General features: G+C 67.3%; 10 protein-coding genes. All 10 read left to right on the top strand.

The genetic code is table 11. The annotated features are described in order from the left end of the window. Nucleotides 1–375: 375 nt before the first annotated feature. The 10 genes from AC0J5K_RS21960 (at nucleotide 376) to AC0J5K_RS21915 (ending at nucleotide 10,538) form a co-directional block, all read left to right on the top strand. Nucleotides 376–909, top strand: coding sequence for a DUF3305 domain-containing protein (locus AC0J5K_RS21960; RefSeq protein WP_274563817.1), 534 nt, complete (start codon nucleotides 376–378; stop codon nucleotides 907–909). Continuing rightward, nucleotides 906–1,598, top strand: a complete 693-nt coding sequence (locus tag AC0J5K_RS21955) for a DUF3306 domain-containing protein (protein ID WP_274563785.1) — start codon at nucleotides 906–908, stop codon at nucleotides 1,596–1,598. Before AC0J5K_RS21960 ends, AC0J5K_RS21955 begins: the two co-directional genes overlap by 4 nt. Then, on the top strand, nucleotides 1,599–2,198 hold the full coding sequence (locus tag AC0J5K_RS21950) for a TorD/DmsD family molecular chaperone (protein ID WP_048535594.1): 600 nt from the start codon (nucleotides 1,599–1,601) through the stop codon (nucleotides 2,196–2,198). Between the two features lie 65 nt (nucleotides 2,199–2,263). Then, entirely contained in the window at nucleotides 2,264–2,461 is a 198-nt protein-coding gene (locus AC0J5K_RS21945; protein ID WP_048535593.1) for a hypothetical protein, read from the top strand. Between the two features lie 145 nt (nucleotides 2,462–2,606). Continuing rightward, complete coding sequence (locus tag AC0J5K_RS21940) at nucleotides 2,607–5,711, top strand: formate dehydrogenase subunit alpha (RefSeq protein ID WP_048535592.1); 3,105 nt, start codon at nucleotides 2,607–2,609, stop codon at nucleotides 5,709–5,711. 12 nt (nucleotides 5,712–5,723) lie between these two features. Further along, the gene (fdh3B, locus tag AC0J5K_RS21935) at nucleotides 5,724–6,317 is read left to right on the top strand and encodes a formate dehydrogenase FDH3 subunit beta (protein WP_048535591.1); all 594 of its coding nucleotides are present in this window, start codon (nucleotides 5,724–5,726) and stop codon (nucleotides 6,315–6,317) included. Between the two features lie 169 nt (nucleotides 6,318–6,486). Continuing rightward, nucleotides 6,487–7,716, top strand: a complete 1,230-nt coding sequence (locus tag AC0J5K_RS21930; RefSeq protein WP_074838032.1) for a formate dehydrogenase subunit gamma — start codon at nucleotides 6,487–6,489, stop codon at nucleotides 7,714–7,716. 2 nt (nucleotides 7,717–7,718) lie between these two features. Next, nucleotides 7,719–9,068 (top strand): c-type cytochrome, encoded by a 1,350-nt coding sequence (locus AC0J5K_RS21925; RefSeq protein WP_074838035.1) that lies wholly within the window; start codon nucleotides 7,719–7,721, stop codon nucleotides 9,066–9,068. Continuing rightward, entirely contained in the window at nucleotides 9,065–9,190 is a 126-nt protein-coding gene (locus tag AC0J5K_RS21920; RefSeq protein ID WP_274563795.1) for a hypothetical protein, read from the top strand. Before AC0J5K_RS21925 ends, AC0J5K_RS21920 begins: the two co-directional genes overlap by 4 nt. A 13-nt stretch (nucleotides 9,191–9,203) precedes the next feature. Next, nucleotides 9,204–10,538 carry a sigma-54-dependent transcriptional regulator gene (locus AC0J5K_RS21915; protein ID WP_274563796.1) on the top strand — a complete coding sequence of 445 codons (1,335 nt, stop codon included), beginning with the start codon at nucleotides 9,204–9,206 and terminating at the stop codon, nucleotides 10,536–10,538. The last annotated feature ends 121 nt before the right edge of the window (nucleotides 10,539–10,659 follow it).

Genomic DNA, 10,659 nt, shown 5'->3' with positions numbered 1-10,659 from the left:
GATTTTCTCCTCCGGAGCCGCGCCCTCTCCCCACCTCTTTCGAGGCCCGGCGCGGCATCACGCTAATCGCGTTCGCCCCGGGACCACAACCGGTTTTCTGCCGGTCCGGGCCGGTGCCCCCGGTGCTGCGTGGCAGCATCCGGGGCAGTTGATTCGCCGCAGCTGCGCGATCGGCTAATCAGACAAAAATCATCAGGTTGGACAAATCGACCGAGGCCGCCAAATCCCCCCGGTCGGGCCGGTCAAATTGTCCGGCGCACCGGGAATTTCCGCCGCGATCGCAGAAAGCGCTTGGCGGCCGTGGCAGGCGCATCTCAAGCTGACGGCAGGGAGAGACAAGTCAAAGTGATCCACAATCCGAAGATGTACCGCACGCTGCCGGTCGGCGTGGTCCTGCGCAAGACGCCCGGCGCCACGCGTTGGGCGGCCTGGCACTGGACGGCGAGCGCCGTGCTGCCGGGCGCGGGGCCGGCGGATTGGCGGGTGATGCGCCAGGAAGACGGGGCGGTGGAATATCACGCCGCGACCATGACGCTCGAATTGCACGGCGCCGAGACCGAGGCCTATCTGCACGGCATCAGCGCGCGGGTGCCCAGCCTCTATGTGGTGATGCGCGAAGCGGCGGGCGATCCGCCGCTCGAGGTGGTGCTGGTGACGGCCTCGCCCTACGAGGCGCAGGATTACACCGACAGCGGTGAAGATATCGTCGAGAAGGTGCCGATGCCGCATGGGCTGGTGGCCTGGGTGCGGGAGTTCGTCGAGGATTTCCACCAGGACGAGGTGTTCGTGAAGCGGCGCCGCGACCGGACGCGCGTCGATCTGGTGCAGGACGGGGTGGGCGATCCGCGGATCGGCAAGCCGGCGGATATCTATGCCTCGCCGGCCCTGAAGCGGAGGCGGCTGTCATGAGCGCCTGGCTGAAACGCCGTGCCGCGGTGGCGGCCGAGGCCCGGGCCGAGGCAGAGGCGCACGAGGCCTCCTTGCGCCAGGCCGAGGCGCAGGCGCTGGAGGCGCGGCCGGATGCCGAGCTTTTGGCCGAGGCCGGGCTGAAGGAGCCCGAGGCGCTGGTCAGTGCCGAGGAGATCCGGGCGTTCCTCAAACATGCGCTGCCCGACCGGCTGAAGCGGCGGGCCCTGCGGCGGCTCTGGGGGCTGAACCCGGTTCTGGCCAATGTCGACGGGCTGGTCGATTACGGCGAGGATTTCACCGACACGGCAATGTGCGTCGAGAACATGCAGTCGCTCTATACGGTCGGCAAGGGGATGCTCGAGCAGTTCCGGGGGCTGGAGGATGCCGATGAGGCCACGGAGGTCGCGCTGAACCAGGCGACCGCGGTTGATGCCGAGGCTCTCGCGTCCCGGACCTGCTCCGGGACCTCTGTCTCTGGCGATGAGACCGAGACAGACACCGAGGCCCCCCCGGATCGGGTCCGGGGCGGGCAGGATCAGCTCCGGGGCGGGCTGGCGGAGGCCGGCGATGCGGTCCCGGAACGGGTCCGGGACGGCAGCGCGCTGGCGGGTCTGCCGGCGGACGCGGAGGATCCCGCCCCCCTCGCACCGCGCCACCGCCGCATGCGTTTCACTTTCGAAAGGGTTTGAATGACCACTGCCACCGCACCCAGCATTGCCGAAGAGGACCGCCTGCGCGCGGATCTCTATAATTTCCTCGGGGTGATCCTCTCCGGCCCGCCGGACGAGATGCTGCTGGCGCAGACCGCCGGGCTGACCGGCGATGACAGCGCGCTGGGCCAGGCGATCACCACCCTGGCCAAGCTGGCCAAGGTGACCAAGCCGCAGGCGGCCGAGAGCGAATACAACAAGCTGTTCATCGGCCTGGGACGCGGCGAGCTGCTGCCCTATGCCTCTTATTACCTGACCGGCTTTCTCAACGAAAAGCCGCTGGCGCTGCTGCGGCAGGACATGGCCAAGCTCGGGCTGGAGCGGGCCGACACTGTGTTTGAACCCGAGGACAATATCGCCAGCCTGATGGAGATGATGGGCGCGATCATTGCCGGGCGGTTCCGCGATCCGGCGGATCTGGGCGCGCAGAAGGACTTCTTTGCCAGGCATATCGGCCCCTGGGCCGGGCATTTCTTTGCCGATCTCGAAGGCGCCCGGAACAGCGTCTTCTACGCGCCGGTGGGCCGTATCGGCCAGGTGTTCATGAGCGTCGAGACGGAGGCCTTCCGTCTTGGCTGAACCGGTGCCTGCGGGCGCCACAACGAGCGGCGGGCGACCGTCGGAACCAGAAGGGGAGAGACGTCATGGCTGACGACAGTGCCAAGGACCGGGGCGCAAGCCGCCGCGATTTCCTGAAACTGGCCGGGACCACGGCGCCGATTGCGGCGGTCGCGGTGGCGGCCAGCGGGACGGAGGCGGAGGCCTCGGAACCCGACCTGACTTCCGAGAGGATGCAGGACACGGCCCATACCCGGGCCTACTTCGCCAGCGCGAAGTTCTGAAGACAACGCGGCCCGGAGCCAACCGGACCGAAGACAGGCCAAGAGCGACTGGTTGCGTGACGCCCGACTGCCCGGAGGCCAACAACAGTACCAAGCGCGCGGCTGGAGCAAGGGCTCGCAGGCTGCCTGCAAGGGAGGAAACGACATGTTGAGGAAAAAGACCAACGGGGTTGCGCGACGCCCCCAGCGGGGCTCGATCCTGTCAGACGTGGCCAAGGCTTCGGTGGACCGCCGCGCGTTCCTGCGCGGATCGGGTCTGGCGATCGGCGGAATGGCCGCGATTGCCGCGACCGGCGGCACGGTGAAACCGGCTTCGGCCCAGACCGCGCCGCGGGGCAGCGTCGAAATTCGCAAATCGGTCTGCACCCATTGCTCGGTCGGCTGCACCGTGATGGCCGAGGTTAGCGACGGCGTCTGGATCGGGCAGGAGCCCGGCTGGGACAGCCCGTTCAACCTGGGCGCCCATTGCGCCAAGGGCGCGAGCGTGCGCGAACACGCCCACGGCGAGCGCCGGCTCAAGTACCCGATGAAGAAAGAGGGCGGCGAGTGGAAGCGGATTTCCTGGGAACAGGCGATCGACGAGATCGGCGACCAGATGATGACGATCCGCGAGGAAAGCGGGCCGGATTCGGTCTATTGGCTGGGCTCGGCCAAGCATTCCAATGAACAGGCCTATCTGTTCCGCAAGTTCGCGGCCTATTGGGGCAGCAACAACGTCGATCACCAGGCCCGGATCTGCCATTCGACGACCGTTGCGGGTGTGGCCAACACATGGGGCTACGGCGCCATGACCAACAGCTACAACGACATTCACAACAGCCGCGCGATCTTCATCATCGGCGGCAACCCGGCCGAGGCGCATCCCGTCTCGCTGCTGCACGTGCTGCGCGCCAAGGAGCAGAACAACGCGCCGCTGATCGTCTGCGATCCGCGCTTCACCCGCACCGCGGCCCATGCCGATGAATACGTGCGGTTCCGGCCCGGTTCGGACGTGGCGCTGATCTGGGGCATTCTCTGGCACATCTTCGAGAACGGCTGGGAGGACAAGGAGTTCATCCGCACCCGGGTCTGGGGGATGGATCAGATCCGCGCCGAGGTGGCCAATTGGACGCCGGAAGAGGTGGAACGGGTCACCGGCACGCCGGGCAGCCAGCTGCGCCGCGTGGCGATGACGCTGGCCAACAACCGCCCCGGCACCGTGATCTGGTGCATGGGCGGCACCCAGCACACCAATGGCAACAACAACACCCGCGCCTATTGCATCCTGCAACTGGCGCTTGGCAACATGGGCACCACCGGCGGCGGCACCAACATCTTCCGCGGCCATGACAACGTGCAGGGCGCGACCGATCTGGGCGTGCTGTCGCACACATTGCCGGGGTACTACGGGCTGTCGAACGGCGCCTGGGCCCATTGGGCGCGCGTCTGGGAGGAAGACCCGGAATGGCTCGCCGCGCAGTTTGCCAAGGTCACCGACAAGGACGGCAAGGAGAAATCGCTTCAGACCCTCACCGGCATCCCGGTGTCGCGCTGGATCGATGGCGTGCTGGAAGACCCCGAGAACATGGACAACCCCGACAAGGTGCGGGCCATGGTGCTCTGGGGCCATGCGCCCAACTCGCAGACCCGCATGACCGAAATGAAAAAGGCGATGGAGATGCTCGACACCCTGGTGGTGATCGACCCCTATCCCACGGTCTCGGCGGTGCTGCACGACCGCACCGATGGCGTCTATCTGCTGCCGGCGGCGACGCAGTTCGAAACCCGCGGTTCGGTCACCGCTTCCAACCGCTCGCTGCAATGGCGCGAACGGGTGGTGGCGCCGCTGTTCGAGAGCAAGCCGGACCAGGAGATCATCGGCCTGTTTGCCAGGAAGTTCGGCTTTCACGACCGCATGTTCCGCAATATCGCGCTCGAGGAGGACGGCATCACGCCGGACGCCGAGGATACCCTGCGCGAGATCAACCGAGGCATGTGGACGATCGGTTATACCGGCCAGTCGCCGGAACGGCTGAAGCTGCACATGGACAACCAGCACACCTTTGACCGCACCACGTTGCAGGCCATCGGCGGCCCGGCGGACGGCGATTACTACGGCCTGCCCTGGCCAAGCTGGGGCAACCCCGAGCTGAACCATCCAGGCACGCCCAATCTCTATGACATGTCGAAGCCGGTGGCCGAAGGCGGGCTGTGTTTCCGGGCCCGGTTCGGCGTCGAGCGGGATGGCGACAATCTGCTGGCCGAAGGCGTGTCGAACCCCGGGGCGGAGCTTCAGGACGGCTATCCCGAGTTCACCTATCAGATGCTGGTGGATCTGGGCTGGGATGGCGATCTGACCGAGGCGGAAAAGCGCACCATGGGCCGGATTGCCGGGGTCGAGGGGCTGAACGACTCGGCGGTCGGCAATCAGGACGACGGCGAGGAAGCGGCCAATGCGACACCGGAGGCCGATCAGAGCGACACGGTGCAGCAGACCGCAGAAGGCCAGAACCTGGCCCAGCCGAACGGCACCCAGGGCGCGGCCGAGGAGGTCGGCGAGCAGGCGATGTCGCCCTTCCCCTCGGATTTCAACGAGAAGGTCAGCACGATCAACTGGAAGACCGACCTGTCGGGCGGCATCCAGCGGGTCGCGATCAAGCATGGCTGCGCGCCCTTTGGCAATGCCAAGGCCCGTGCCGTTGTCTGGACCTTCCCGGATCCGATCCCGCTGCACCGCGAGCCGCTTTATACCAACCGGCGCGATCTGGTGGCGGATTATCCGACCTACGAGGACCGCAAGTTCTACCGGTTGCCGACGATGTACGCCTCGATCCAGAAGCAGGACTTCAGCAAGGATTACCCGATGATCCTGACGTCCGGCCGGCTGGTCGAATATGAAGGCGGCGGCGACGAGACCCGGTCGAACCCCTGGCTGGCCGAGTTGCAGCAGGACATGTTTGTCGAGATCAACCCGCGCGACGCCAACAACCTGGGTGTGCGGGACGGCAGCCAGGTCTGGGTCGAAGGGCCGGAGGGCGGCAGGGTCAAGGTCATGGCGATGGTGACGCCGCGGGTGGGCGAAGGCGTGGCCTTCATGCCCTTCCACTTCGGCGGGCACTACCAGGGCGAGGACCAGAGGTCGAAATACCCCGACGGGGCCGACCCCTATGTCCTGGGGGAATCGACCAACGTGGCCCAGACCTATGGCTATGACAGCGTGACCCAGATGCAGGAGACGAAAGCGACTCTCTGCAAGATCATGCCAGCGTAAGGAGAAAGAGATATGGCTAGAGCAAAGTTTCTCTGTGACGCCGAGCGCTGCATCGAATGCAACGCCTGCGTCACGGCCTGCAAGAACGAACATGAGGTGCCCTGGGGGATCAACCGAAGGCGCGTCGTGACCATCCAGGACGGGTCGCCCGGCGAGCGGTCGATCTCGGTGGCATGCATGCATTGTTCGGATGCGCCCTGCATGGCGGTGTGCCCGGTCGACTGCTTCTACCAGAACGAGGAGGGCATCGTCCTGCACTCCAAGGATCTGTGCATCGGCTGCGGCTATTGCTTCTACGCGTGCCCCTTCGGCGCGCCGCAATATCCGCAGGCGGGCAACTTCGGATCGCGCGGCAAGATGGACAAATGCACCTTCTGCGCCGGCGGCCCCGAGGAAAACCACAGCCAGGCCGAGTTCTCGAAGTACGGGCGCAACCGGATCGCCGAGGGCAAGCTGCCGCTCTGCGCCGAGATGTGTTCGACCAAGGCGCTTCTGGCGGGCGACGGCGACGTGGTGTCGGCGATCTACCGCGAGCGTGTGGTGGCCCGCGGCTTCGGCTCCGGTGCCTGGGGCTGGGGCACGGCCTACGAACAGAAGGGCGGCTGATCAGGGGCACCCGACACCCGACCGCGCGCGTGCCGAAGGTGGGGTGAGACCCCACCCGACGCCTGCGGCGGGCGGGGCCGGATCGGCCCGCCGCCCTGACAAATTCCACTGGCGCGGCGGCTCTCGGGTCGCCGCGTTTGCGCCTCCGAATTGATCGCGGGAGACCTCCATGCTGCGCCATCTGATGGCCGTACTCTGCCTTGTCCTGTTCACCGCCCCGCTGGCGGCGCAGGAGGCCCAAACCGAATTCGAAGCCCGCCCGCCGGTCGAGAGCACGGCGCCGCCGGTGGACCGCACCGCCACCGGAGGCGCGCAGACGCTGGAGGACATCCTGCGGCGCCAGCGCGGGCTGCCGGTCGACGACAGCTTTCGCCGGGGCAACGATCTGGACGAACCCGCAGCGGTGCCGCAGCTCGGCCCGCTGGGCGGTGCCTCGGACAGCGATTTCTGGCGCGCGCTGCGCTATAACGAGGCCAATGTGAACGTCAGCACCGCGCATCCGGCCGGCGGTGTGCTGGTGCAGGACAATGGCATGTGGTGGCTCGAGTTGCGCGAGGGGCCGCTGCGCATCTATGGCGGCTGGCTGCTGCTTGGCACGATCGGCCTGCTGGCGGTGTTCTTTCTGCTGCGCGGCACCGTGCGGATCGAGGGCGGCAAGGCCGGCCGCACCGTCACCCGTTTCAAGGCGATCGAGCGCTTTGCCCATTGGATGATGGCGGGCTCGTTCCTCCTGCTGGCCTTCACCGGGCTGTTCACGCTGTTCGGCCGCAAGTATTTCATCGGCTGGTTCGGGCTGGAGTTCAACTCGCAGCTGCTGATCGCCTCGAAGTTCATCCACAACAACGTCGCCTGGGCCTTCATGCTGGGGCTCCTCATGGTCTTTGTAATGTGGGTCTGGCACAATCTGCCGGACCGCACCGATCTGACCTGGTTTCGCTATGGCGGCGGCATCATCGGCAAGAAGCACCCGCCGGCCAAGAAGTTCAACGCCGGGCAGAAGATCGTCTTCTGGTCGGTGATCCTGTTCGGCGCCTCGGTGTCGGTCTCGGGGCTGTCGCTGCTCTTTCCCTTCGAGCTGCCGCTGTTCGACGCGACCTTCCGGCACCTGAACGACTGGGGGGTCTACGACTGGGTCGGGTTGCAACCCTTCCCGACCGCGCTGTCGCCGCAGGAAGAGATGCAATATGCCCAGCTCTGGCATGCGATCGTCGGGTTCGTGCTGATGGCGGTGATCATCGGCCATATCTATATCGGCACGCTGGGCATGGAAGGCGCCTATGACGCCATGGGCTCGGGCCAGGTCGACGAGAATTGGGCCGAGCAGCACCATTCGCTCTGGCTCGACAAGGTGAAAGAGCGCGAGGCCGGACCCGAGACCCCGGCGCAGCCGGCGGAATAGCCATGCGGGCGGCGCTTGCAGGGCTGGCACTGGTGTGCGGGGCGGCGGTGTCGGCCGCCGAGTTCACCACGCTCAAGGGCCACGGCGGGCCGGTGATGGCGCTGGCGGTGTCGCCGGACGGCCGCGTGGCCAGCGCCAGTTTCGACAATTCGGTCGGGCTGTGGCGCGGCCGGGTGCCGCAATGGCTCGAAGGACATGCGGCGGCGGTGACGGCGCTGGCCTGGGGGCCGGGAGGTTTGCTGGCCTCGGGCGGGGACGATTTCGCGGTGCGGCTCTGGCAGGTGGAGGTGGAGCCCGAAGCGGCGGGCCAGGAGGCCCCGGATCAGGTCCGGGGCGGGCCGCGCCAGACCGGGGGCGCCGGTGCGCGGGAGCTCGGGCGGCATCGCGGCAAGGTGGCGGCGCTGGCCTTTGCGCCCTCGGGCGGCTGGCTGGCCAGCGGCAGCTGGGACGGCAGCGTGCGGATCTGGCCCCTGGAGGGCGGTGCGGCGCGCGAGCTGGCCCCGCCCGGGGCGCCGGTGAACGCGCTGGCCTGTCTCAGCGACACGGTGCTGCTGGCCGGGACGGCGGGCGGCGAGATCCTGCGTTATGATCTGGCGACCGGCGCGGCGCTGCCGCTGGTGAAACATGGCTTCGGGGTCAACACGCTGGTGGCGGGCGACGGCTGGATCGCCTATGGCGCGGTGGATGGCGGCACGCGGATCGTCGACATGGCGGGCGCGGAGATCGCCGATTTCACCCTCGACCGCCGGCCGATCCTCGCCATGGCCTGGCACGCGGAGACCGCGCAGCTCGCGGTGGGGGACGGGCAGGGCTATATCATGATCGTCGACACCGACAGATGGCAGATCGCCCGCGATTTCCGCGCCACCCGCGCGGGCCCGGTCTGGGCGCTGGATTTCGGCCCCGAGGGCGCGATGCTCTATGCCGGCGGCATCGACGACGTTGGCTATGGCTGGCCGGTGGCCAGCCTCGATGCCTTTGCGCCGGGGATCTCCGGCGAAAGATCGTTCCTGCGCGATGCCGCGACCATGCCCAACGGCGAACGCCAGTTCATGCGCAAATGTTCGATCTGCCACGCGCTGGAACCGGGGCCGTCGCGCAAGGCGGGGCCGAGCCTGTTTGGCGTTTTTGGCCGGCGCGCCGGGGTTTTGCCAGGCTACAGCTATTCCGCTACGCTGGACGGGGCGGAGATTGTCTGGAACGAAGAGACCATCGACGCGCTGTTCGATCAGGGCCCGGACCATTACATTCCCGGCTCGAAGATGCCGATGCAGGTGATCGCCGGGGCGCAGGACCGCGCCGATCTGATCGCCTTTCTGAAAACCGCCACCACGAAGGAAGCCAAGGAATGAAAGCCATGTTCGCCGGATTTGCCGCCATCGTCCTGATCGGCGTCGCGGCCTATTACGGGCTCCATGAACTCGGGTTCTCGGCGCAGGAGGCCTATTCCGGCCCGAATGTCCGGGTCCAGTGAGCGGCGCGCGGCGATGACCCCTTCGGACGAGTTTGGCGGCACGCTCTCGGGTGCGCAGGTTCTGGTGATCGACGACGAGCCGGGGATGCGCAATTTCCTCGTCAAGATCCTCGAGCCGCGCGTCAAGCGGGTCTCCGGTGCCGGGTCACCGGCCGAGGCGACGCGGGCGCTGGACGAGCATCATTTCGATCTGGTGATCCTCGACAATATCATGCCGGGGGGCACCGGGCTCGACTGGGTGACCGAACAGCGCCGGCGCGGCTTCTTTGCCGATACCATCCTGATCACCGCCTATGCCGATCTCGAGACCGCGATTGCGGCGCTCCGGGCCGGGGTGTCGGATTTCGTGCTGAAACCCTTTCGCGCCAATCAGATCCTCGGCGCCATGGCGCGCACGCTCGACCGCAAGAACCTGCGGCGCGACAACCTTCTGCTGCGCCGCGAGCTGCATGCCGGGACGGGGGCGGGCAAGCTTCTGGGGGCCTCGCCGGCGCTGGCCGAGGTACGCGGGCTGCTCGATCGGCTGGCGCCCCTGCCGACGCCGGTGCTCTTTACCGGCGAGAGCGGCACCGGCAAGGAGCTGGCGGCGCGGCAGTTGCACGGGCTGTCGGATCGGGCGGAAAAGCCGTTCGTGGCGGTCAATTGCGCCGCCATCGCGGTGGACCGGATCGTGCCCGAGCTGTTCGGCACGGTCGAGGGCGACGGGCGGTTGAAACCCGGGCTGCTGCTGCTGGCCGATGGCGGAACGCTGTTTCTCGACGAGGTGGCGCAGATGCCCGAGACCTTGCAGGCGGCGTTGCTGCGGGTGCTGGAGGATCAGAAGATCCGGCCCGACGGGGCAGAGCGCGAGATTCCGCTGAACCTGCGGTTTCTCTTTGCCACCAACGCCGATCTGGCCTCGGTGGTGGCGGCGGGGCGGTTTCGCGCCGACCTGTATCACCGGGTCAACGTGATGCGGATCGAGATGCCGCCACTGCGCGAACGCTCCGAGGATATCGTCGAGCTGGCGGCGCTTTTCATGCGCCAGTTCGCCACCACGCTCGGGATGCCGGGGCTGGCGCTCGACGAGGAGACGCTCCTCAAGCTCCGGCGCTACGATTGGCCCGGCAATGTGCGCGAGTTGAAGAACCTGATCGAGCGGTCGGTGATCCTCGGCGGCTTCCCGGACGAGTTCGCGGGCCATGGCGCGGTGACCGGGGCGCAGGCCATCGAGAACCTCGATCTGGTGGTGCAGCGGCATGTGCTGCATGTGCTCGATCTCTGCGACGGCAATCGCGCCGAGGCCGCGCGGCGGCTCGGCGTGTCGCGCAAGACCATCGATCGCAAGGTGACCGCCTGGGCGGAATGAACCGGCGGGCGGCGGCGCGGCAGCGCGGGCCAAGGCGCCCGTCCCGGACCTGCTCCGGGTCCACTTGATTTGCGGAAATGGTGGTTTGCGCGCCGAGTGAGGCGGCTGGTTGTCACAAATC

The sequence above is a fragment of the Marinovum sp. E3 genome (assembly GCF_055755275.1).
This window is presented reverse-complemented; position numbering and strand designations above follow the sequence as displayed.

Excerpts from the sequence above, each read along its gene's own strand:
- AC0J5K_RS21955 (WP_274563785.1), top strand. The coding sequence starts at position 906 with ATGAGCGCCTGGCTGAAACGCCGTGCCGCGGTGGCGGCCGAGGCCCGG.
- AC0J5K_RS21950 (WP_048535594.1), top strand. The coding sequence starts at position 1,599 with ATGACCACTGCCACCGCACCCAGCATTGCCGAAGAGGACCGCCTGCGC.
- AC0J5K_RS21945 (WP_048535593.1), top strand. The coding sequence starts at position 2,264 with ATGGCTGACGACAGTGCCAAGGACCGGGGCGCAAGCCGCCGCGATTTC.
- AC0J5K_RS21940 (WP_048535592.1), top strand. The coding sequence starts at position 2,607 with ATGTTGAGGAAAAAGACCAACGGGGTTGCGCGACGCCCCCAGCGGGGC.
- fdh3B (WP_048535591.1), top strand. The coding sequence starts at position 5,724 with ATGGCTAGAGCAAAGTTTCTCTGTGACGCCGAGCGCTGCATCGAATGC.
- AC0J5K_RS21930 (WP_074838032.1), top strand. The coding sequence starts at position 6,487 with ATGCTGCGCCATCTGATGGCCGTACTCTGCCTTGTCCTGTTCACCGCC.
- AC0J5K_RS21925 (WP_074838035.1), top strand. The coding sequence starts at position 7,719 with ATGCGGGCGGCGCTTGCAGGGCTGGCACTGGTGTGCGGGGCGGCGGTG.
- AC0J5K_RS21920 (WP_274563795.1), top strand. The coding sequence starts at position 9,065 with ATGAAAGCCATGTTCGCCGGATTTGCCGCCATCGTCCTGATCGGCGTC.
- AC0J5K_RS21915 (WP_274563796.1), top strand. The coding sequence starts at position 9,204 with ATGACCCCTTCGGACGAGTTTGGCGGCACGCTCTCGGGTGCGCAGGTT.